Source organism: Snodgrassella sp. CFCC 13594, assembly GCF_001590725.1.
GTDB lineage: Bacteria > Pseudomonadota > Gammaproteobacteria > Burkholderiales > Neisseriaceae > Snodgrassella.
Map to the genome: position 1 here is coordinate 14,881 of NZ_LQXR01000012.1, position 22,187 is coordinate 37,067.

The following is a 22,187-nucleotide window of genomic DNA, read 5'->3' on the forward strand; positions in this document are numbered from 1 at the left end:
TATGAGTAAAGAGCTCCTAGCTGTAATGGCTGCCTGAAATAGTTTTACACATGCTACTGTTATTACTATCTATACCATAGTTTCTATATAAAGCTGGCAATAGTGTTCTTTTTAAAGGACTAGTGTAATGAGTGCAATTTTTCGAATGATATTGCGGCAATGACTTTGAGATAAACAGTATTAAGCAGTGAATTGAAAGCCAAAAAGTGAAAGTTTTGGTGCCCGCACCGCCTCGATATTTGCGCAAAAAGGCGATATGTATATTGATGGACACGCCAACAAATCCTTACCGAAGAAATATGACGGCGCTATTCAAAACGGGCGCAAGAAAATGGATATTTAACCATATGCTGGCAAGGGTATGACTTGATTGAAAATGGATTCCATCAAGAAAGTTTATCAAAATGGCCACGAGCCAAATGGTAAATCTAACCTCTTCCCATTACACAAACCAGCAATCACTAGCACAGTGCCAATAGCTCAAATACTCTAGCGGTCCGATACATATAAGATGAATCATTAAGGAAGAATTAATCGACTCAAATACTCTTGAACCCGCAGTTGCGCAAAAAATTTGAGTGCAGCCATCACCCCCCTCATGAAGCAAGTTAGTTGAAAGGCTTGCTGCGATTATGGGCATTAAAAACAAGGATGACGCCAAAAATTCATACCCAAAAATCGATTCCTTTGCCTTTTAAAAAAAGTAATTTTTTTAAAAGGATAGCATCTCCAACATACACTGTTTCAATTCAAAAATCTGAGCGGATATGCTTTACTGAGCCAAGAAATCTATGCGTCAATTTTCACAGATAGCCAATCGGCTATTTTTCTTGCCTACCTTTTGCTGAATCAGACGCGACAATCAAATTTCGCCGTAGGTGCATAAATAAGCCGTATCCATGTCTACTTTTAGCTGAAACTCTTGCTTGGAAGCCACTTGAAATGACGATCCGGCCACAAACGTTTGCCATTCGGCGCAATCCGGCAACTTCACAGTTAAAGCACCACTGACAACAGTCATGGTTTCCAAATAATCCGTGTTAAATGTGTACTCACCCGGCTGCATCACCCCCACCGTTGCGGGCAAATAAGCTGTTTTAAACGCAATCGACACCACTTTACCATCGAAATATTCGTTTACGCGCGCCATCATTTTATCCTTCAATTGTTTTCAGGCAACCAATCGCCATGATGCCTAGCTAGCATTCATTCAACAACCACACCCGCATGTTCGGCTTGGGCATCTGCATGATAACTAGAACGCACCATGCACCAATAGCCGCATGTTTAAACCCGATTTCATAAGCATGCGTTTCAAACGATTTAAACTGCCCCGGCGTCACATAACGCATCACGGGCAAATGGCCATTACTCGGTTGCAAATATTGGCCCACAGTAATCATTTCCACATTATGCGCGCGTAAATCGGCCATCACCCCCAATATTTCTTCATCGCTTTCGCCTAAGCCCACCATAATTCCAGATTTAGTGGCCACATCTGGCATCATCGCTTTATATCGTTTAAGCAAATCTAATGAATGTTGGTAATCAGCACCAGGCCGAGCCTGCTTATACAAACGAGGGGTTGTTTCCAAATTGTGATTAAGCACATCTGGCGGTGTTTTGGCCAAAATTGCCAAAGCCACATCCAATCTGCCTCGAAAATCCGGCACCAAAATCTCAATTTGGGTATGCGGGCTAGCTTCTCTTATCGCCGTAATACAGTCGGCAAAATGCTGAGCGCCACCATCGCGTAAATCATCCCTATCCACGGAAGTGATCACCACATAACGCAAATTCATGGCACGTACAGAATCAGCCAAATGTCCAGGTTCCGCAGGATCTAAAGGATTGGGGCGGCCATGGCCCACATCGCAGAATGGGCAACGGCGGGTACAGATATCACCCATAATCATGAACGTAGCCGTACCCTTGCTAAAACACTCACCAATATTCGGGCAACTTGCTTCCTCGCAAACGGTATGCAATTTTTGCTCACGCAAAATATTTTTGATTTCAAAAAACTTTTTTCCCGTAGGCAATTTAGCCCGTATCCACTCCGGCTTTTTCAGCTTTTCTTCCAAAGGTATCACCTTAATAGGGATACGCGCGGTTTTAGCAGCACCTTTGTGTTTCACGCCTTGGCTATTGTCTTGGTTCATACCGCTTCTTTCTGTTCGTGTGTGCCCATTGCTGACACATTGAGTTTGATGGCCAAATACTCAGTCAACTTTTCGGCTACTTCATTCACTGAGGGACAAGGTTGCAGATAATCGGCCATCTGGGTCATGGCCAGCCCCGCATAACCGCAAGGATTGATGTGAGTAAACGGTAATAAATCCATATTCACGTTCAAAGCCAACCCATGATATACCGCGCCATGTTTAATACGCAGCCCCAGGGATGCAATTTTCTTTTCTCCCACATAGACACCCGGCCGCTTAGGATCACTCGCCGCATTGATCCCATAATCAGCCAACGTGGCAATAATGCTGTTTTCCAGTTGCGTCACCAATGTGCGAACGCTGATTTTGCGGCGTTTAAAATCAATCAAGGTGTATACCACCAATTGACCTGGGCCATGGTATGTGACTTGTCCGCCGCGATCAATTTGCACCACGGGAATGGAATCATGCACCAAAATGTGTTCGGGTTTCCCAGCCATGCCTTGAGTAAACACAGGTTGATGTTCCACCACCCACAATTCGTCTTCTGTATCTGGCGTGCGCTGATCTGTGAACGTTTGCATGGCTTCAAAAACCGGCCGATACGCGCACAAACCCCATTGAACTACTTTCATTAGAGTACTACTTTCACCAACGGGTGCGCTGTTAAGGCACGATAAATATCGTCCAACTGTTTTTGGCTTTGGGCATTGATGGTCACCGTGGCGCTCAAATAATTACCTTTACTGCTGTCTCGGGTGCGAACGTGCTGCTCAGTGGTGTCGGGCGCATGTTCCTGCACTACTTTCAATACTGTTGCAGCAAATTCTGGATGTTGCGCACCCATAACCTTAATGGGAAAGTCTTGTGGAAATTCCAAACTGGTTTGGCGTTCTTCTGTCATGGCACATTCTTTCTTTAATAAGCGTAGCAACACAAGCGCTGACACTTTTCAACCCCCATTCACAATAGATTAATTCTACCGCAAACCCTCGCCAACTGCTATGTACCCAAAAGGAGGAAAGCAAGTCTGTTTGAGAAATGCAATCTACTGTTTTAGGATTCATTTTTTAAAAATAACCGCTTTGGTCCAGCGCCTCTTCTACCATAGGCATGCGGCATGAGCACTGGAAATCGGGTAAAATGCCGTTTTTAATGGATTGTTAATTTGGGTCTGGGCCACACCATGTTGGTATTGGGTATTGAATCTTCATGCGATGAAACGGGCGTCGCACTGTACGACACAAAAGTTGGGCTTATCGCCGATGAGCTGCACACACAAATTGCCATGCATGCAGAGTATGGCGGTGTGGTACCAGAACTTGCCAGCCGTGACCACATCCGCCGTTTGGTACCCCTTACACAAGCTTGCCTGAAAAAAGTGGGTAAATCCTATGCCGATATTGACGCGGTGGCCTTTACCCAAGGCCCAGGCTTAGGCGGCGCTTTGTTGGCGGGTGCCAGCTTCGCGAATGCACTGGCCTTCGCACTCGGAAAACCCGTCATCCCTGTTCACCATCTTGAAGGCCATATGCTTTCTCCACTGCTCGGTGACCACAAACCAGATTTTCCCTTCGTGGCATTATTGGTATCAGGCGGACATACTCAATTCATGGCGGTAAAAGGAGTTGGTCAATACACATTATTGGGCGAAAGCGTGGATGATGCCGCCGGAGAAGCATTCGACAAAACCGCTAAATTATTGGGTCTCCCTTATCCTGGCGGTGCCTTATTATCTGAGCTCGCTAAGCAAGGACGGCCGGGCGTGTTTACCTTTCCGCGTCCAATGTTGCATTCTGGCGATTTAAACATGAGTTTTTCAGGACTCAAAACGGCCGTGCTCACTGCCGTTAATAAAATCAAGGCCGAAAACACATCTTCCCAAGTCATACCAGACGATTTGCGCAACGATATTTGTCGCGAATTCCAAGATGCAGTGGTTGAAGTTTTGAGCACCAAAGCACAGCAAGCACTGAAACAAACCCATTATAGTCGTTTGGTTGTAGCTGGCGGCGTGGGTGCCAATTGGCAGTTGCGCGACACCTTGAACCAGTTACCCAACACCGACACGTTCTTCCCACCCATGCGCTTTTGCACCGACAACGGGGCCATGATTGCGTTTGCTGGCGCCATGCACCTGCAACAAGCCAAGCCAGTAGCCGGATTCAATGTCAAACCGCGCTGGCCGTTAAGCGACATTGTCAGCAGCCCCTTCCCTGCCTAATTCAGGCAGCCTGATGCCTGCCCAATACACAGCCTCGATACCATGATAGAACTCAAAAAACTTACCTTACAGCGCGGTACCAAAGTCCTGCTTGAACACGCCAATTTAAGCATCAATCCGGGCCAACGGGTGGGCCTTATCGGTAAAAACGGTACCGGCAAATCAAGCTTGTTTGCACTGATCAAAGGTGAAATTAACCAAGATGGCGGTGATATTCTCATTCCCAAACATTGGCGTTTGGCGGCAGTAAAACAAGAAACGCCAGCACTGGATGAGGCGGCGTTGGTTTATGTTTTGCAAGGTGATGCCGAGCTGCAAAATTTTCAGGCAGCCTTAAAAGCAGCGGAAGCAGATGGCGACGGTATGCTGCAAGCCGAATACCATGCCAAACTGGAAGAAATTGACGCCTATACAGCGCCTGCGCGCGCTGCACGTTTACTCAGTGGTTTGGGATTTTCGGAAACAGCGCAACAGCAACCTGTTAAATCATTCAGCGGTGGCTGGCGCATGCGCTTAAATTTGGCACAAGCATTGATGTGCCGTGCTGATTTGTTGCTGCTGGATGAACCCACCAACCATTTGGATTTAGAAACCGTATTGTGGCTAGAAAACCATCTGGCGAGTATGGCCAGCACACAAATCATCATTTCTCATGACCGTGATTTCCTCAACGCCACCACCACCCAAACAGTGGAATTAAGCCAGCATCAGCTCACTTTATATGGCGGCAATTATGATTTTTACCAACAAGAACGGGCACAGCGTTTAGCCCAGCAACAATCCGCTTACGTCAAACAACAAGCCCACATCCAACACCTGCAATCGTTTATCGACCGCTTCAAAGCCAAGGCCACCAAAGCCGTGCAGGCACAAAGTAGGATGAAAGCATTGGCGAAGCTTGAGCGCATTGCACCAGCACACTTAGACAGTGAATTTTCATTTGAATTTGCGCAACCAGATCATTTACCTAATCCTTTACTGAAGCTGGATCACATTAGCTTGGGTTATGGCGAACATGCCATCTTGAACAATGTGGACTGGTCTATCGAATCGGGCGCTCGTTATGGCTTATTGGGGGTGAACGGCAGCGGTAAATCTACTTTGATCAAAGCCATTTCAGGCAGCCTCACGCCGCTTTCAGGCGATATTGTTCGCGCCGAAAAATTAAAAATCGGCTATTTTGCACAGCACCAACTGGATACGTTGCGCACAGATCAAAGCCCGATTTGGCACATCCAACAGTTGTCTCCAGACATACGCGAGCAAGAAATTCGCAATTTTTTAGGTGGATTCCATTTCGTTGGTGATATGGCCTTACAAGCCATTGAACCTTTCTCTGGTGGAGAAAAAGCCAGACTGGCGCTGGCCATGATCGTGTGGCAAAAACCCAACTTATTACTGTTGGACGAACCCACCAACCACTTGGATTTAGACATGCGCCATGCACTGACACTGGCACTACAAGGCTTCCAAGGTGCGTTGATTGTGGTTTCGCATGACCGTAGCCTATTAGAAGCCACAACCGATGCCCTAATGTATATCGACCAAGGCTGCCTGAAAACCTTTGATGGCGATCTGGCTGGCTATCGCCAATGGCGTCTGGCACAAGAATCAGACAATCATCCAAGCGCCTCTAATCTCAGTCAACCTGCAACCAGCCCCAACCGCAAAGATCAAAAGCGATTGGAGGCACAAATTCGCCAAGAAATAGGTCGTCTGAGCAAACCACTGCAGACCAAAATCATTCAAGCTGAAAAAAGCATGGCCGAGGGGCAGCAAAAGCAAGCCGAATATGAGGCGTTTTTGGCCAGTGAAGACGCTTATACCGAAGCCAATAAGGCACATTTACAACAAGCACTTAGCCAATTGGCTGAAATTAAAGTAAAATTAAACGCATTGGAAGAACAATGGCTGTCTTGGCAAGAAGAACTGGAACACATCCAGCAAGACATACCAGATCGCTTTCAGGCATAAGGTACGGGTTATGAATGAATTAAACAAACAAAGACCACAGACAATTTTCGCTTTGGGCATCGGACTACTGCTGATCAGCACGCCCAGTTTGGCTAAGGTTTATACATGCATTGAAAATGGCGACGTAGTCTATACCTCCAACCCCAAAGGCAATTGTGCAGTTGCCCAGCTGCCTAAAATCGGCAGTTACAGCGACAGTCGCCCCAGCTATCGTACGGCCAGTGCGGCACCCAGCGTGCGCGCTAAGCCACAACCCGTGAGCAGTCGCCGCAGTGCCGCTGTAGCCGGGCCTCAGCCAGCGGTGAACATTGTACCCAAAGGCAGCGATAATTCTCGCCGATCCATATTACAACAAGAGTTGGCCAATGAGCGTCGCGCGCTTACCCAAGCCCAGCAAGCATTAAGCCAAGGGCGCGCCATGAAAGGCAGCAATTACAACCAATACCAAGCCAATGTCCGTCAGTTGGAAGGAGCAGTTCTGGATCGGCAGCAAAACATTCAAGCGTTGCAACGTGAATTAGGCCGCATGTAAACGCGGCTCAAGTTAAAGCAGAAACGAGACCATCATGAAGCATCAATCTATCCTATTTTATGGTTTAGTCGTAACCGGCTTACTGATGAGCACAAGCGCTATGGCACAGGTGTACGAGTGCCGCGACAGCCGTGGTAACCGGCTCTACACTGAGCAACCCAACGGCAACCACTGCCGTGCTGTTGCTGTTCGAAATACCGGTACCTTCTCAAGCGTTCCAGCCTATCAGGCGCCCACCAGCAGTAGCCAAAGTCCAGCCGCCAAGGAATCTGCTGTACCACAAAACCACGGCAATTCAGCCCAAGTTCAGGCAGCCCAAAAACAGCTGCGTGACGCCCAGCAAGCTCTGGAATCAGGTAAACAAGTTCGCTACGGCAATGAGCGCAATTACGCCAAATACCTTGAACGCATCCAAGGCCTAGAAAATAATGTCAAAGCCAAGCAACAAACTTTGCAACAATTACAACAAAATGTTGAATAAGATACATAATATTTAATAAAGCACATGGAATTATATAAACACTGATGACGTTGGCATCATCGGTGTTTATTTTTTAGCAGCCCTCAATTTATCTTGGCTAGCCAGCTCCCGTGACAAAACCAAACGCTTCTGCTTTTCGGTCGCCGCTTTCAAAGATTCTTCCACAAAATCAATATGAGCGCAGGCCATATCAGCAGCTTTTTTGGGCTGCCGCCGCTTAATGGCTTGATACAAGGCCCGATGCTGGGCCATTAATTGCGGCTGCCAGTCAACCACCCCAAACATATTGGCTAAATTGTCTTGAGTGTGCTGATGCAACATCCGCAATAGGCTGCCTGAAAGTTGGGCAAATAAAATATTGTGTGCCGCCTCTGCAATACTTTGATGGAATGAAACATCCGCTTGAGATTGTTGCGCCACTTGCCGCTGCTCTGTGCCCGTTTCTTCCATTTGCTTTAACCAAAACTGCATGCGTACCAAATCTTCTTCAGTACGACGCAATGCAGCCATGGATGCCAAGGTACCTTCCAAATAACGACGGAAATCCAACACGTCATCACGCAAATAATCATGCCGGTCAATCAAGTTTTGCCAACTACCCAAGAAATCTTGATGTAAATGGGCGCTCACATAGTGCCCTCCGCCAGGTCGGGTTTCCAATAAATGCCGTGCCGCCAATAGGCTCAACGCGTCGCGCAAAGGCGGGCGTGATACACCAAATTCCTCCGCCAAATGTCGCTCTGCAGGCAACCGCTCGCCCACGGCATAAATGCCATTTAATATCCGTTCTTCCAGTACATCGGCAATTTGATCCGACAGTTTCTGCACCGCAACACGACTCACCTCATCTCCTTATATTATTTTAATTTGATTTAAATAATTCATTTTTACATATAAAAAAATTTATTATTATGATTTTAAATAATTATTTTTTTAAATTTATTCAAAAAAACGATTAACCAGATGCCGATTCATCAAAATATTAATAGCAACATAAATTTTAACAAATCAAAGCATTGACCAGCGTGGTTAATTTTTTTAAAGTATTATCCCTATTTGTAAATTGGTATTACCAATTTACCGAATAACCCGCAACACATCAAGTTTGATAAAGATTTTTTGAACCACAGAACAATATTATTTATTCTGCTTTAGGAGAACCAAATGGAAACTTGGGTACAAAACTACTCAGCCGTTGGCGGTAATCTGTATTTAACCGCCGCCATTGCGCTGATTCCCATTGTTTTTTTCTTTGTTGCTTTGGCCATTTTGCGTATGAAAGGCTATTTGGCTGGTGCCATTACCTTATTGTTGGCAATCGGAGTAGCAATTTTTGCTTACAACATGCCCACCGGCATGGCCATCTCATCTGCATTGTATGGCTTTGCATACGGCCTTTGGCCCATCGCTTGGATTATTATTACCGCAGTTTTCTTATACAAAGTCACCGTAAAAACAGGCCAATTCGACATCATCCGAGCCTCGGTACTCTCCATCACCGAAGACCAGCGCTTGCAAATGTTGCTCGTAGGCTTCTGCTTTGGTGCGTTTTTGGAAGGGGCTGCAGGCTTTGGTGCACCAGTAGCGATTACCGCCTCATTACTGGTTGGATTAGGCTTTAATCCTCTGTATGCTGCGGGTTTGTGCTTGATTGCCAATACGGCTCCAGTGGCCTTTGGTGCTTTGGGTATCCCCATTCTGGTGGGCGGCAAAGTATCTGGCTTAGATCCCTTCCACATTGGCCAATTGGCTGGTCGCCAATTGCCTATTTTGTCAATTATCGTTCCATTTTGGCTAGTCGCCATGATGGATGGCATGCGCGGCATTCGCCAAACCTGGCCAGCCATTTTGGTTGCAGGCATCACATTTGCAGTAACGCAATTTTTTACCGCCAATTTTATTGGGCCCGAACTGCCAGATGTAACCTCTGCATTGGTGAGTTTGGTGTGCTTGTCGGCATTCTTGAAAAAATGGCAACCCAAAGAAATCTTTACTTTTGCAGGCATGAAGGTACCCAATTTAAATCGTGCGGGCAGCGGGTATTCTGCAGGGCAAATCATGAAGGCTTGGTCACCTTTTGTAATATTGACGGTATTTGTTAGCATCTGGACGGTAAAAGCCATCAAAGGTGCGTTGGATAACATCAGCCAAATCAGCATTCATTGGCCCAATCTCGACAATTTGGTGATGAAAGCTGCACCTATTGTGGCCGAACCCAAACCTTATGAAGCCGTATTTAAATTAAACTTGCTCAGTGCAGTGGGCACATCCATTTTGCTAGCGGCACTGGTTTCAGTGTGGTTGCTCAAAATGAAACCTAGCAATGCAGTGAAAACTTTTGGTGAAACCCTACACGAGTTGCGCTACCCCATTTTATCCATCGGCTTGGTATTGGCCTTTGCCTTTGTAGCCAACTATTCCGGTCTCTCCTCCACCTTAGCTCTGGTGTTGGCCGATACCGGTAAAGCATTCCCATTCTTCTCTCCTTTCTTGGGTTGGTTGGGAGTATTCCTAACAGGCTCGGACACGTCAGCCAATGCCTTATTTGGTGCTTTGCAAGCCAGCACTGCGCATCAAGTGGGTATGCTGCCAGAACTAGCCGTGGCTGCAAACACAGTAGGTGGGGTAACGGGCAAGATGATTTCACCACAGTCTATTGCCATTGCCTGCGCAGCAGTGGGCCTAGCAGGCAAGGAATCCAACCTATTTCGTTTCACAGTAAAACACAGTTTGATCTTCTGTTTTTTTGCTGGTGTGATGTCGTTAATCCAAACGTATTTGATTCCATGGACCCTACACTTGTTTTAACCTTTGATTAATATAGTGAAACATCATCATACCCTACCATCTGGTGGGGTATTTTTGCTTGTCGGCGCAGGTTTAAATTGTGTAACCCAAACCAGAGTAGCTCAAGTAGTTTGGCCGGACACCTAAGATTGAATGAACTTCTGCTGAAAATATATGGAAGAACGTCATTAAACTACATGAGAACGATTGTAAGCACGACGTTTAGCACGAAATGGCGCGCGCCCATGACGAGTGATGACTCAGGCTGCCTGAATTGCCTATGCCGACAAAACAACACCAAAAACGCAACCACACCGCGTTTATATACACGCCTTGTATCATTTCATTGGTGCTTTGCACAAATTGGCTGTGGTTTTTATCGTAATTGGGCTAAAATAAATCCCCTTTTCTCAAAGAAATCAGCGCCGCCAGAGCGCGAATGGAACACGCATGAGCAGCCATCCCGCACAACGCATACGCGAAATCCCCTATAATTACACCTCTTTTTCCGATCGCGAAATTGTCATCCGCCTATTGGGCACCGACGCTTGGTCCGTGTTACAGGACTTACGCGGACAGCGACGCACAGGCCGTTCGGCACGCATGTTGTTTGAAGTACTGGGTGATATTTGGGCTGTGATTCGTAACCCATACCTAATCGATGACTTACTTGAGCATAAGCATCGCCAACTGGCTCTGGTGCGCGAGATGCGCCATCGCCTCAGTGAAATTCAAAAACGACGAGATAATAATGAGCAAGTACTGATTTTGCTTCAGGCCGCCGAAAAAGCAGTCACCACCTTTGATGAAAGCTTCGCCATCACACGCAACAAACGCGAGCAAGTATTCAAGCGCTTAAGCAAAATTACACATAAAGACAACATCCAGTTTGACGGTCTGGCACGAGTGAGCCATGTAACCGATGCCACTGACTGGCGTGTTGAATACCCATTTGTGGTACTCAATCCTGATCATGAAGATGAAGTGGCGCCATTGGTGCGCGCTTTAATTGAGCTGGAACTCACCATCATTCCGCGCGGCGGTGGTACCGGTTACACCGGTGGTGCCATCCCGCTGGATGCCATGAGTGCCGTCATCAATACTGAAAAATTGGATCGACACAGCGGCGTCCAGTTGGTTCAACTACCAGAACTAACCGGCTCTCGTCCTGTGATTGCTTGCGGTGCTGGCGTGGTTACCCGCCGAGTAGAGGAAGCCGCAGCCGCAGCTGGATGGGTATTTGCAGTGGACCCCACTTCCGCCGATGCCTGCTGCGTAGGTGGTAATGTGGCCATGAATGCGGGCGGGAAAAAAGCCGTATTGTGGGGCACTGCATTAGACAATCTGGCTTGGTGGAAAATGGTTAATCCACAAGGCGAATGGTTGAAAATTGAGCGGGTTCGCCACAATTTCGGCAAGATTCACGATGAAAAAACCGCAGTATTCGATGTACATACGCTAGACCAAGACGGAAAAAATATTGTTCATACCCAACGACTCGAAATTGAAGGCCACCGTTTTCGCAAAGTAGGCTTGGGAAAAGATGTCACGGATAAATTTCTTGCAGGGGTACCCGGTGTACAAAAAGAAGGCACAGACGGCATCATTACCAGTGTGGCGTTTGTCTTACACCGCATGCCAAAATTTACCCGTACCGTCTGTATGGAGTTTTTTGGCACCGTGGCCAATGCCACCCCTGCCATTGTAGAGGTGCGCGATTATTTACTGGGCCATGAAAGCGTTCAACTGGCGGGTTTAGAGCACTTGGATTGGCGCTATGTCCGTGCAGTTGGCTATGCCACCAAAGCAGCAGGCAAAGGGCGCCCCAAAATGGTATTGCTGGCAGACATCGTGTCTGATGATGAAGCTGCTGTTCAGGCAGCCGCTGCCCACATTGTACGCCTAGCCAATGCCCGAGATGGCGAGGCTTTATCGCAGTGACCCCAGAAGCGCGCAAAACATTCTGGCTCGATCGCTCACGCACTGCTGCCATCGCCAAACACACCAATGCGTTCAAAATCAATGAAGATGTGGTCATCCCGTTAGAGCGACTGGGTGAATATTCTGACGGCATTGAGCGCATCAACATTGAATTGTCCATTCAAAACAAGCTGGCCCTGTGCGATGCTTTGATTGATTATTTGCAAACCAAGCTGCCTGTCGACAAGCTGGATACTGACCTCTCCAGCAAAGAATTGCTGGGTTCGCGCAAACAACATGCCCTGGATTATGTGCGTCAAATTGAGGAACGTTGGCGCTGGCTGCTGACCCATCTGGATGCCCCGCTCACCGAATACTTGCATGAGTTTCCGCAAAAATTGGAAGATGATGCGCCTGCTGGCGAGCATTCCTGTTTCATTGCCATGCGCGATTTCCGTTTGCGCGTATCAGTGAAGCGCGACATCATGAAGCCGTTGTCTGAAATTTTCAGCGGCAAAACCGATACCCTGATTTTACAGCAACTGGCCAAAATCCACGGCCAAGTGGTGCGCGGCCGGGTATTTGTGGCCTTGCACATGCATGCCGGTGATGGCAATGTGCACACCAATATTCCCGTCAATTCTGACGACTATGACATGCTTCAAACGGCACACCAGGCTGTCGCCCGCATCATGAAACTCGCTCGCCATCTCAACGGCGTCATTTCCGGTGAACATGGCATTGGCATTACCAAGCTGGAGTTTTTGAGTGCGGAAGAAATGCAGCCTTATTGGGACTACAAAAAACAGGTCGACCCAGAAGGACGCTTTAATCGCGGCAAACTCATGCCAGGCGCCAATCTGGAAATGGCCTATACCCCTTCATTTGAGCTTTTGGGCGTGGAATCACTGATTCTGGAGCAATCCGACTTGGGTACCATTGCTGATTCGGTTAAAGATTGCTTGCGTTGTGGTAAATGCAAACCTGTGTGTTCTACTCATGTACCGCGAGCCAATTTACTCTATTCCCCGCGCAACAAAATTCTTGGGGTGGGCTTATTAACAGAAGCTTTTTTGTATGAAGAACAAACGCGTCGAGGCGTATCTTTAAAACATTTTACCGAACTCAATGATGTAGCAGATCACTGCACGGTCTGCCACCGCTGTGTTAAACCTTGTCCGGTGAATATTGATTTTGGTGATGTAACCGTGGCCATCCGCAATTATTTGCGCAAAACCGGGAAAAAACGCTTCAACCCCACGGTAGCGATGGGCATGGCTTTTCTGAATGCGACGGATCCCAATACAATTAAAGCTTTGCGCGCAGGTGTGGTGCGCATGGGCTTTAAATTGCAAAATTGGGGTTATGAACTGGGCAAGTATTTCAGCTTGGGTCTGATTAAAAAACAAAAAGCAGCACCACGCGCAACGTTAGGCAAACCGCAGATCCGTGAAGAGGTCATTCACTTTGTGAATCGACCACTTCCACGGCATGTGCCCATCAAAACCGCTCGGGCACTTTTAAACATCGAAGACGACAAAACCGTGCCCATCATCCGCAACCCCGCCATCGGCGAAGAAGCGGAAGCGGTTTTTTATTTTCCAGGCTGCGGCTCGGAGCGCTTATTTAGCCAAATCGGCTTGGCCACACAAGCCATGCTGTGGCATGCAGGCGTGCAAACCGTGCTGCCACCGGGCTATCTGTGCTGTGGCTACCCTCAGACTGCAGGCGGCAACAAAGATAAAGGCGACCAGATTACCATGGAGAATCGGGTTTTATTCCATCGAGTGGCCAACACGCTGAATTACCTCGACATCAAAACCGTGGTAGTGAGCTGCGGAACGTGCTATGACCAGCTGGCAGATTATCACTTCGATAAAATTTTCCCCGGTAGCCGCGTCATCGACATCCATGAATTTTTACTGGAAAAAGGCATTAAGCTTGATGGTATTGAGGGCCGCCAATACCTGTATCATGATCCCTGCCACAGCCCTATGAAAACCACTCAACCAATTAAAATTGTGAATGAGTTAATGGGCCAATCGGTGCCATTGAGTGACCGGTGCTGCGGTGAATCAGGGATGTTTGCCGTGAGCCGGCCCGACATCGCTACCCAAGTGCGATTCCGTAAATTGGAAGAGATTGAAAAAGGCAAAGCGCAGCTGCCGCAAGGTGAGCCGGTAAAGATCCTCACCAGCTGTCCTGCATGTTTGCAAGGTTTGAGTCGCTATGAAGATGATGCCGATATCAAAGCTGACTACATCGTCATTGAGATGGCCAAACACATCTTGGGTGACAACTGGCAAAACGAATTTGTCCAGAGAGCCAGCCACGGTGGCATTGAAAGGGTGTTGCTGTAATTGGTTTAGGTAAATAAAAAGGCTGCCTGAACGTTTCAGGCAGCCTTTTTTGTCAATAGACAATCTTATTTATGGGTATTCTGCCACGTATCGCGCAAGGTCACCGTGCGGTTAAATACAGGTTTTTCAGCAGTGTAATCATAGCGATCTGTCACAAAATAACCCAAGCGTTCAAATTGATAATGCGCTTCCGGTGCCAAAGTTTTGGCCACAGGTTCCACCCAAGCATCAATTTCGGTCATGGAATCGCCATTCAAAAAATCAGTAAAATCAAGGTATTGACCATCTTCACCACGCACAGCATCTGGGCGCTCTACAGTAAATAGGCGGTCATATAAGCGCACTGTTGCCGACACAGCATGATCAGTCGAAAGCCAATGGATAACACCTTTTACTTTGCGACCTTCTGGTTTTTTGCCCAACGTATCGTGATCAATTCGGCACTTGAGCAAAACCACACGACCGCTGCTGTCCTGCACCACTTCCTCACATTTGATGACGTAGCTGTAGCGCAAGCGCACTTCACCACCTGGCGTTAACCGTTGCCACCCTTTCGGCGGCTCCATGGCAAAGTCGTTGGCTTCGATATACAGTGTTTTGCTCAACGGCATCATCCGCTCGCCCATTTCAGGCTGATTGGGGTGAAATGGCGCCATGCGGCTTTCAGTGGCGGCTTCGTCATAATTGACCAATTCCACTTTAATCGGATTCAGCACCGCAATCATGCGTGGTGCGGCATGCTCCAACTCTTCTCGAATGGCACTTTCCAACACACCCATGTCAACCACATTTTCACTCTTGGAAATACCAACCCGTTTGGCAAACAGGCGTAAACCCTCTGGGGTATAACCTCGGCGACGCATGCCGGAAATCGTGGGCATGCGGGGATCATCCCAACCTTGCACATGACCTTGAGTAACCAATTGATTGAGCTTACGTTTAGAGGTAATGGAATACAACAATTCCAAACGTGAAAATTCATACTGATGTGGATGATTGTCAATGGCAATGTTGTCCACCACCCAGTCATACAAAGGACGATGTGCTTCAAATTCCAAGGTACACAAAGAATGTGTGATGTGCTCTAATGCATCTGAAATCGCATGGGTAAAATCATACATGGGATAAATCACCCATTTATCGCCGGTACGATGGTGGTGCACACGCCGGATGCGATAAATCACAGGATCTCGCATATTGATGTTGCCTGCGGCCATGTCGATTTTCAAACGCAAGGTTTTACTGCCATCGGGGAATTCACCGGTGCGCATGCGTTCAAATAAATCTAAATTTTCGTCAATACTGCGTTCACGATAAGGGCTATTTTTGCCTGCTTGGGTCAATGTTCCACGGTACTCGCGCATTTCTTCTGCATCTAAATCATCGACATACGCTTTACCATCACGAATCAATTGCAGTGCAAACGCGTATAACTGATCAAAATAATCAGAAGCGAAATGTTCTTCATGCCAATGAAAACCCAACCATTGCACATCTTCCTTAATGGCGCGCACATATTCTTCGGATTCTTTTTCCGGATTGGTGTCATCAAAACGTAGATTGCACAAGCCGTCATAGAGGTAAGCCAAGCCAAAATTCAAGCAAATGGATTTGGCATGGCCGATGTGTAGATAGCCATTTGGCTCAGGCGGAAAGCGCGTTTGGATGCGGGCGTATTTGCCGCTGGCCAAATCTTCTTCAATAATGGTGCGAATGAAATGATTATCGGCGAATTGATCTTTGTTTAACATAACCGGTCGATTGAGTGAGTAAGCGATTGCTGACGGTTTTAAAGCAAATTTTTGCCCCTAAATTAGCCCGCCAAACTGTTTTTTATTATACCTGATTTTGCTCTGCAACATCGGCTGCCTGAAAACACAACAGCCTCTGCAATAAGCAGAGGCTGTTGCTGTTAACCTACCTTAATTACTGGCAGCTGAAGCCGTGGAAGCTGCAGCAGCATCTTTACTACCACTGAAATACTTGGCATAAATTTTATCATACTCACCATCTGCTTTAATGGCCGCAATACCATCATTCAGGGTTTTCAGTAATTCATCATTACGGCCTTTTTTCACTGCAAAGCCATAAAATTCTTTTTCGAATGCCGGATCAACCATAGTATGCAATTTAGCATCTGGATTGTTGTTAACAAAATTTTGTACCACCCCATTGTCGCCCACAGACGCATCTACGCCACCATTGAGCAATTCTTTTAAAGCCAGCGGCATAGATTCAAAGCGTTTGATACTGGAACTTTCTTTACCCAATAATTTCTGTACCACCTCATCCCCTGTCGTGCCTGTTTGTACAGACACCAAATGCCCTTTTAAATCAGCAAACGATTTAATACTGCTGCCCTTAGCGCCAGTCACAATCATTTGCGTGGCTTCAAAATAAGGCTCAGAAAAATCCATGCTTTGTTTGCGTTCATCTGTGATGGTGACGCTGGACGCCACAATATCCGCATCGCCTGTATTCAACGTTGCAAAAATACCTTCCCAAGGCGTATTTTTAAACTGCAATTTGATATTTTGCTTAGCGGCGATGGCATCCAATACCTCGCGAGTGAAGCCGACAATCTGCCCATTCTCTTCATATTCAAAGGGTGCATAAGTGGCATCAGTAGCCACCACATAAGCTTTACCTGCAGCAGCGGTGCTGGCGGCAGAAGCGCCCGATGCCGCAGGCGCGCTTTTTTCACCCGAACATGCACCCAATGTCAATGCAGCTGCAATCGCAGCCAATGAATAAGACCATTTTCCTTGCAACATGTTTTTCTCCCTCAAGATATGAATGGCGATTGCCAGCTGGTGCTTATCATACACAGGCTGACCATGCTTGCAAGAAATAACAAAAAATCTGATGTAAGTAAACCTTCGCGGCCAAGGGCGGATTATGACACCGTTGATTTAGCCGATGAAGCCAACGCCAAATCAGTCGTCTCGTTGCCATCATCTGCCTGTTGGGGATTTATAGCCATTTTATCCGTGGTTTGAGGCGAACGCACAGAAGCCTGAATCACCTGCCAACTGGCCTCAGCCAAAGCCTGCCTGGTCATACTGGCCGCTGTTATATTAGGCAGCAGTGTCAACGTCACACCGTTGTGGCGCTGACACAATAAAGCCAGCAGCGACTGCCATAAAGTGGTGTCTGCGGCATAACTGGCCGCCGCACGCCAATGCCTATTTTCATCAGTATATCGAATTGATAGCGGTTGAACCTGGGTTTTGGCGTCGATAGCGGCCTGAAACAATGCCGATTTAAATGGCAATACATCAAACCCCTCACTGGAAGTGCCTTCTGGGAAAACTGCCACACCCTGTCCTTTTTTCATTTGGCGGGCCATTTGTGCGGCCATGTGCTGCGCAGCCTGACGAGAACCACGCCGTAAAAACAAGCCGCCCGTGCTGGCCACCAACCAACCTATCAGCGGCCATTGCGCAACCTCATCCTTGCATACAAAACCAACCGGCTGCCAAGCATTAATCACAAACACATCCAACCATGACACATGATTGGCCACCAGCAAGTTGCCTGAAGCCATTTTTTTCATACCTGCAGAGTGATGCTCAACAATGCATTCGACGGCGCAAATGGCCAGTAATTGGCGCGACCATCGTTGTATCCATCGCTTTTTTTGGGCGACACTGGCCCAAGGAAATAGCAAAGCCACTTTCAGGCAGCCCAATAATAAATGAGCACCGAAACGCATCAAGCGATAAAGCAACCGGATTTCATTCATGCAAAGCGCCTGTAGAAAAATGGCGAGCATAACGGCCATTTAAACGGGAAAGCGGCAACATAACCAGCATATCAGCCGAATGAAAATCAGCATCCCAGTGTGGTTCCCCACAAATATAGGCCCCAGCACGCAAATAGCCCTTAATCAATGCAGGGCAATCTACTGGCAATTCCTGTTGCAAAGCATGAATAGGTAAAGGATTTTTGGGGAATACGCGGTACTCAGCAGGTGCATAGTGCTGTTGTTGAATCTGATGGAACAAGCTCGCGGCAAAATGACCACCATCAGCCATACTCACACTGCCGCAACCCATCATGTATGAGCGTTGCGTCTGCTGCATAAACTGCATCAGCCCTGCCCACAACATGGTAATCACCGGGCCGCCGCGAAAATCGGCATGCACACAAGCTCGGCCCAATTCAACGGTTTGTGGCAAAACATGTTGTAACCGAGTCAGATCAAACTCACCGGCAGAATACCACCCACCTGCGGCATGGGCTGCTTCCGCGGTCAATAAGCGATAACACCCAACGACCCTATCCTCTTGGTGCTCACGCACGATCAAATGGCGGCAAAACGAATCATGATGATCCACGTCCAAACCATCTTGCGCCACGATATTGGCGCCCATTTCTTCAGCAAAGACCCGATAACGCAGTCTCTGAGCTTCAGCCACTTCGCGATCACTGTGCGCCAAACTCACACTGAATCGGCTGCCACGAATACTGACTTGGGTGCGACTTTGTATGCTCAACATCCCTTTGGTTCCTTCTAACAGGTTCTCAGGATGCCTACTTTACAAAGCCAATATGACAAAATTAAGATGCGTAATCAAATTCTCGCTACCCATACCCCCGAGGTCACGCCTAATATCATAATTCAGTGCAGCGTAGGTTGCGGTAGCCATGCGTTAACAAAGCCCATGTGATGCATCCACTCGCGCAACAGCAGCAATCGTGCAGGGAAATCGGATTCAGTAGGCAAGTTTCGGGGCATCGGTAACCCTTCCGCCGTGGCCGATAAGGATTTAAAAGCAGCCTCGATCACAGTCAAAGATAATTGCGCAGGCCCTTGCTCAGGGCGCAAGGCGCCTGGTAAAGCCGCAAAAACAGACTGGCGTATCCACAATGCGGCGTCCGCTATGATCAGCGTTCGCATCGGTGCGATGGCGTCTTCAACGGTTTGAATCGCCATTTCCCAAGCGTAAGCACTGGCCGGATTATTTGAAAAAAAACGTTGCGTTAACGTATGCGCGCCCAAAGGCAAGGTGTGTTGCTGCCATCCCGTCAGCGAATGCATCATCACCCGCAAAACATCATCAGCCAAATCTAAGCACACCAGATTACTTTCAGGCAGCCCAGCCGGCAGCCAAATGGGCATTGCACCATCCATGATTCACTCCTTTTGTTGACTGTCTAGTGGGCCTCAATGGTTTTTCAAGAAAAATGTCACATCACCATGTGTGCCATTCAGGCATCACCATCCAAAATAAAAGCCAAGCAAGGCTTGGCTCTGATTCGAATCAATTATTTCGTCTACCCCGCCACTCGCTGTTGTTCTGTCGTAGCCGAGAGTTGCAAACTCGCTGATGTCCATGCACGAATTTCACCCACCAATGCGGGATCTGCCGCCAAGCGATGCCCATAACTGGGAATCAAGGCCTGTAATTTTGACTGCCATTGGCTACGCATCAAATCAGGAAAACATTGAGCCAGCAATTCCAACATGACTGATACCGATGTTGACGCACCAGGAGAGGCACCCAGCAAAGCCGATAAACTGCCATCTGCGGCTTTCACAATTTGTGTACCAAACTGCAAAGTGCCCCCTTTAATCGGGTCTTTGCGAATCACTTGCACGCGGTTGCCTGCCACTTCTAAACGCCAGTCTTCCTTTTTTGCTTCCGGATAAAAGCGGCGTAATTGAGTGATGCGGTCATTCAGTGATAACTTAACCTGCTGAATCAAATAGCGTTCCAAACCCAAATTATGAAAACCCACTTTCAACATCGGGCGCACATTGCTGCCACGAATGGTTTTGAATAAGTCGCTGTAAGAGCCTTTTTTCAAGAACTTTGTCGTGAACCCAGCAAATGGGCCAAACAATAACGCTTCTTTGCCGCCAATCACCCGTTTATCCAAATGCGGTACGCTCATAGGCGGGGCACCCAAAGGTGCTTTGCCATAGACTTTGGCATGATGTTGCCTCACCACCTCTGGGTTGTCGCACACCAACCATTGTCCAGACACAGGGAATCCACCGAAACCTTTACTCTCCGGAATACCACTTTTTTGCAGCAAATGCAGCGCGCCACCACCTGCGCCAATAAACACAAAACGGGCACTGATTTTACGACGCTGCCCTGTCGTCAAATCTTTCACCACCACACACCAACGCTTATCAGGCAGCCGCCGCAAATCCACAATCTCGTGTTCAAATTGAACATCACAACCTTGCGCTACCAAATAGCGCATCATGGCCCGGCTCAGTTCGCCGAAATTCACGTCTGTACCTAAATTGCAGTAAGTAGCTGCCAACTTGTCACCAGCGCCGCGGCCCGCCATCATCAAGGTACCCATTGAGCAATTTGGCGCGTATTCTCGGAATACACCATATTTTGAAACAAACAGTATTGCTGCAAAGCCTCAAACCGTTTTTTCAAAAATGCCACATTGGCATCACCTTTCACCACACTCATGTGCGGCACACTACGAATAAAATGCTGGGGATTACCCAATTTTTGTGCATCCACCAATGAAGCCCAAAATTGCTTGGATACCTCAAACTGCTCCATGATATTGATGGCTTTGCTGACGTCAACCTGACCATTGGCCTGCTGCGGCGTGTAATTCAGCTCACACAAAGCAGAATGCCCAGTACCAGCATTATTCCAAGCATTGGAACTCTCGCTGGCTGCTTCAGGCAACCTTTCAAAAACCTGGATACGCCAATCGGGCTGCAATTCTTTCAAAAAAGCACCCAAAGTAGCGCTCATGATGCCGGCGCCAATTAACACCACATCCGATGAGCTGTCACACTTCGTGTTCATGATACCAAATATCTCAAATTAAAATCGTTCAGACGGCGTATTGTTAGCCAGTGGAAATGGAACAAATAATTCATTTCATTGCTATTATTCATCTATTATCTGCATTTAATCACTTTAGCGCTTGCGCATCAATACAGGATGATTAAAGAACGGTCAAATTTAGATAAATAATTATTTTATATCATGATTTATTTTGTGCGATGCACAAATATACAGCGATTTATCAATCATTGAAAATAAATAAAAACATGGCGATCATGCAACCCTTATGCTCCATAACCATTAATCCAACTATTCAAATTTTGCCCCCAAACCGGTAGTGCTTCACTCAAATAAAAATACAACAGCGGCCCATACAACAACAGCAAAATAAAGCACAAAACGCGCCAACCTGCGACCCAAGCTTGGGCTTCCGGCCTTAGCTGATGGTGCAATGGCCAACAAACACAAGCCATACTCAACATCCCCAACAATACAGACAGCCCAACATTTTGGTCATCCAGCCACCATGCTTGAACACCAGCCACTAGACCTGCCAATAAGGCGCTCAATAGCACCGTGCACCAAAACCGAGCGTTTTTTAACCACAGCGCCAAGCAGCCAGCCATAAGCGCAGGCAACACGCCCAACAATATGGATGCCAAGAGAAAAGCGCCTACCCACCGGTGATCAGCATGATTGATGAGGTTATACGATCCAAATTGCAACACCTCGCGCACCCGCCAATACGTTACGCTAAAATGCACTATTCCATACAAGCTGGCGCCCAAAGCCACAAACCAAAGCAAGATAGTCAAACGCGGGCGGATGGCCAAATAAAAATGAGTCACGAACACTCTCTGTTGAGATTCAAGCTGCCATTGTAATCCAAAGCCAGAAAACACAGCCAACACGACGGTATTTTGAAAACAATGATGGATTGGGCACAGCTACTGGACATCATGCGTCGA

15 protein-coding genes and 3 pseudogenes are annotated in these 22,187 nt (G+C 47.4%); 6 read left to right on the forward strand and 12 right to left on the reverse strand.

Annotation, left to right across the window (positions count from 1 at the left end; translation table 11 throughout):
* Positions 1 to 862 precede the first annotated feature (862 nt).
* From A2F46_RS07965 to A2F46_RS07980, 4 genes and pseudogenes are all read right to left on the reverse strand, one after another.
* Positions 863 to 1,150: a pyrimidine/purine nucleoside phosphorylase gene (locus tag A2F46_RS07965; RefSeq protein ID WP_066568978.1), complete on the reverse strand. Its 288-nt coding sequence runs from the start codon at positions 1,148 to 1,150 to the stop codon at positions 863 to 865.
* A gap of 56 nt (positions 1,151 to 1,206) precedes the next feature.
* A pseudogene (gene lipA, locus A2F46_RS07970) lies at positions 1,207 to 2,162 on the reverse strand (lipoyl synthase).
* A complete protein-coding gene (lipB, locus tag A2F46_RS07975) occupies positions 2,159 to 2,800 on the reverse strand; it encodes a lipoyl(octanoyl) transferase LipB (RefSeq protein WP_066568980.1) in 642 nt (213 codons plus the stop codon). The pseudogene lipA and the gene lipB overlap by 4 nt, the downstream one beginning before the upstream one ends.
* The gene (locus tag A2F46_RS07980; protein ID WP_066569133.1) at positions 2,800 to 3,069 is read right to left on the reverse strand and encodes a YbeD family protein; all 270 of its coding nucleotides are present in this window, start codon (positions 3,067 to 3,069) and stop codon (positions 2,800 to 2,802) included. Before A2F46_RS07980 ends, lipB begins: the two co-directional genes overlap by 1 nt.
* 282 nt (positions 3,070 to 3,351) lie before the next feature.
* On the opposite strand from A2F46_RS07980, the gene tsaD reads away from it, so the two are divergent.
* Genes tsaD through A2F46_RS08000 form a run of 4 tightly spaced genes read left to right on the forward strand, consistent with a single transcriptional unit; the run spans position 3,352 to position 7,376 of the window.
* Positions 3,352 to 4,389, forward strand: coding sequence for a tRNA (adenosine(37)-N6)-threonylcarbamoyltransferase complex transferase subunit TsaD (gene tsaD, locus A2F46_RS07985; protein WP_066569136.1), 1,038 nt, complete (start codon positions 3,352 to 3,354; stop codon positions 4,387 to 4,389).
* A 42-nt stretch (positions 4,390 to 4,431) separates the two neighbouring features.
* Complete coding sequence (locus tag A2F46_RS07990; RefSeq protein ID WP_066568983.1) at positions 4,432 to 6,363, forward strand: ABC-F family ATP-binding cassette domain-containing protein; 1,932 nt, start codon at positions 4,432 to 4,434, stop codon at positions 6,361 to 6,363.
* A gap of 10 nt (positions 6,364 to 6,373) precedes the next feature.
* A complete protein-coding gene (locus tag A2F46_RS07995; protein ID WP_082783632.1) occupies positions 6,374 to 6,895 on the forward strand; it encodes a hypothetical protein in 522 nt (173 codons plus the stop codon).
* 34 nt (positions 6,896 to 6,929) lie between these two features.
* The gene (locus A2F46_RS08000) at positions 6,930 to 7,376 is read left to right on the forward strand and encodes a DUF4124 domain-containing protein (protein ID WP_082783633.1); all 447 of its coding nucleotides are present in this window, start codon (positions 6,930 to 6,932) and stop codon (positions 7,374 to 7,376) included.
* Between the two features lie 66 nt (positions 7,377 to 7,442).
* On the opposite strand, the gene A2F46_RS08005 is transcribed toward A2F46_RS08000, so the two are convergent.
* On the reverse strand, positions 7,443 to 8,219 hold the full coding sequence (locus tag A2F46_RS08005; protein WP_082783634.1) for a FadR/GntR family transcriptional regulator: 777 nt from the start codon (positions 8,217 to 8,219) through the stop codon (positions 7,443 to 7,445).
* A 321-nt stretch (positions 8,220 to 8,540) separates the two neighbouring features.
* Here A2F46_RS08005 and A2F46_RS08010 point away from each other — a divergent pair, with 321 nt between their 5' ends.
* A complete protein-coding gene (locus A2F46_RS08010) occupies positions 8,541 to 10,184 on the forward strand; it encodes a lactate permease LctP family transporter (protein WP_066568985.1) in 1,644 nt (547 codons plus the stop codon).
* 429 nt (positions 10,185 to 10,613) lie between these two features.
* A pseudogene (locus tag A2F46_RS08015) lies at positions 10,614 to 14,443 on the forward strand (DUF3683 domain-containing protein).
* Between the two features lie 65 nt (positions 14,444 to 14,508).
* On the opposite strand, the gene A2F46_RS08020 reads toward A2F46_RS08015, so the two are convergent.
* The 7 genes and pseudogenes from A2F46_RS08020 to A2F46_RS08050 all read right to left on the reverse strand — a co-directional run bounded on the left by A2F46_RS08020 (position 14,509) and on the right by A2F46_RS08050 (position 22,067).
* Positions 14,509 to 16,194: a glutamine--tRNA ligase/YqeY domain fusion protein gene (locus tag A2F46_RS08020; RefSeq protein WP_066568987.1), complete on the reverse strand. Its 1,686-nt coding sequence runs from the start codon at positions 16,192 to 16,194 to the stop codon at positions 14,509 to 14,511.
* 171 nt (positions 16,195 to 16,365) lie between these two features.
* Positions 16,366 to 17,217, reverse strand: a complete 852-nt coding sequence (locus tag A2F46_RS08025; protein ID WP_066568990.1) for a basic amino acid ABC transporter substrate-binding protein — start codon at positions 17,215 to 17,217, stop codon at positions 16,366 to 16,368.
* Between the two features lie 122 nt (positions 17,218 to 17,339).
* On the reverse strand, positions 17,340 to 18,188 hold the full coding sequence (locus A2F46_RS08030) for a 1-acyl-sn-glycerol-3-phosphate acyltransferase (RefSeq protein WP_066568993.1): 849 nt from the start codon (positions 18,186 to 18,188) through the stop codon (positions 17,340 to 17,342).
* Complete coding sequence (locus A2F46_RS08035; protein ID WP_066568996.1) at positions 18,181 to 18,945, reverse strand: GNAT family N-acetyltransferase; 765 nt, start codon at positions 18,943 to 18,945, stop codon at positions 18,181 to 18,183. The genes A2F46_RS08030 and A2F46_RS08035 overlap by 8 nt, the downstream gene beginning before the upstream one ends.
* Before the next feature lie 122 nt (positions 18,946 to 19,067).
* Positions 19,068 to 19,580 carry a hypothetical protein gene (locus tag A2F46_RS08040; RefSeq protein ID WP_066568998.1) on the reverse strand — a complete coding sequence of 171 codons (513 nt, stop codon included), beginning with the start codon at positions 19,578 to 19,580 and terminating at the stop codon, positions 19,068 to 19,070.
* A gap of 143 nt (positions 19,581 to 19,723) precedes the next feature.
* Positions 19,724 to 21,237, reverse strand: a pseudogene (gene mqo, locus A2F46_RS08045) (malate dehydrogenase (quinone)).
* A 266-nt stretch (positions 21,238 to 21,503) separates the two neighbouring features.
* Entirely contained in the window at positions 21,504 to 22,067 is a 564-nt protein-coding gene (locus A2F46_RS08050; protein ID WP_156471603.1) for a hypothetical protein, read from the reverse strand.
* Between the last annotated feature and the right edge of the window lie 120 nt (positions 22,068 to 22,187).

Coding starts and splice junctions, on each gene's coding strand:
- A2F46_RS07965 (WP_066568978.1), bottom strand. CDS start 1,150: ATGGCGCGCGTAAACGAATATTTCGATGGTAAAGTGGTGTCGATTGCG.
- lipB (WP_066568980.1), bottom strand. CDS start 2,800: ATGAAAGTAGTTCAATGGGGTTTGTGCGCGTATCGGCCGGTTTTTGAA.
- A2F46_RS07980 (WP_066569133.1), bottom strand. CDS start 3,069: ATGACAGAAGAACGCCAAACCAGTTTGGAATTTCCACAAGACTTTCCC.
- tsaD (WP_066569136.1), top strand. CDS start 3,352: ATGTTGGTATTGGGTATTGAATCTTCATGCGATGAAACGGGCGTCGCA.
- A2F46_RS07990 (WP_066568983.1), top strand. CDS start 4,432: ATGATAGAACTCAAAAAACTTACCTTACAGCGCGGTACCAAAGTCCTG.
- A2F46_RS07995 (WP_082783632.1), top strand. CDS start 6,374: ATGAATGAATTAAACAAACAAAGACCACAGACAATTTTCGCTTTGGGC.
- A2F46_RS08000 (WP_082783633.1), top strand. CDS start 6,930: ATGAAGCATCAATCTATCCTATTTTATGGTTTAGTCGTAACCGGCTTA.
- A2F46_RS08010 (WP_066568985.1), top strand. CDS start 8,541: ATGGAAACTTGGGTACAAAACTACTCAGCCGTTGGCGGTAATCTGTAT.
- A2F46_RS08020 (WP_066568987.1), bottom strand. CDS start 16,194: ATGTTAAACAAAGATCAATTCGCCGATAATCATTTCATTCGCACCATT.
- A2F46_RS08025 (WP_066568990.1), bottom strand. CDS start 17,217: ATGTTGCAAGGAAAATGGTCTTATTCATTGGCTGCGATTGCAGCTGCA.
- A2F46_RS08030 (WP_066568993.1), bottom strand. CDS start 18,188: ATGAATGAAATCCGGTTGCTTTATCGCTTGATGCGTTTCGGTGCTCAT.
- A2F46_RS08035 (WP_066568996.1), bottom strand. CDS start 18,945: ATGTTGAGCATACAAAGTCGCACCCAAGTCAGTATTCGTGGCAGCCGA.
- A2F46_RS08040 (WP_066568998.1), bottom strand. CDS start 19,580: ATGGATGGTGCAATGCCCATTTGGCTGCCGGCTGGGCTGCCTGAAAGT.